The 396-nt window shown below is 70.5% G+C and carries 1 protein-coding gene; it reads right to left on the bottom strand.

Features of this window, described 5'->3' with window-relative positions; translation table 11 throughout:
• Window positions 1-140: 140 nt before the first annotated feature.
• A partial coding sequence (locus GVL52_RS32640) for an OmpA family protein (RefSeq protein ID WP_160012802.1) occupies window positions 141-396 on the bottom strand: 256 nt, incomplete at its 5' end.

Raw genomic sequence — 396 nt, 5'->3', positions numbered from 1 at the left:
GGCGCGGCGCGCCTCGTCATCCTCGAAAAGCGCGGCGTGGCTGGCCGTGGCGCCGAAGCCCGCGGCCAGCGACAGCGCGGCGAGCGCTGCTGCCCTGCGGACGCGCCCGCGCGCCCGCTGCTGCACGAAAGCCATCGCCATCAACGGTAGGACAGTTCAACGCGGCGGTTCTGCGAGAAGGCATCTTCCGAGTTGCCTTGCACCGCGGGCTTTTCCTTGCCGAAGCTCACGGCTTCCATCTGGCTGTCGGGCACGCCCAGCAGGCCCAGCGCGCGGCGCACGGCCTCGGCACGCTTCTGGCCCAGGGCCAGGTTGTATTCGCGGCCGCCGCGGTCATCGGTGTGGCCTTCGATCATGACCTTGCGGCCCTGGCTCTGCTTGATGAAGCGGGCGTGC

It is taken from the genome of Rhizobium sp. 18055, from assembly GCF_902706285.1.
In the GTDB taxonomy this organism is placed as follows: Bacteria; Pseudomonadota; Alphaproteobacteria; order Rhizobiales; family Rhizobiaceae; genus Rhizobium.
Note: the sequence above shows the minus strand (reverse complement) of the source record. Positions and strands in the feature narration are given on the sequence as shown.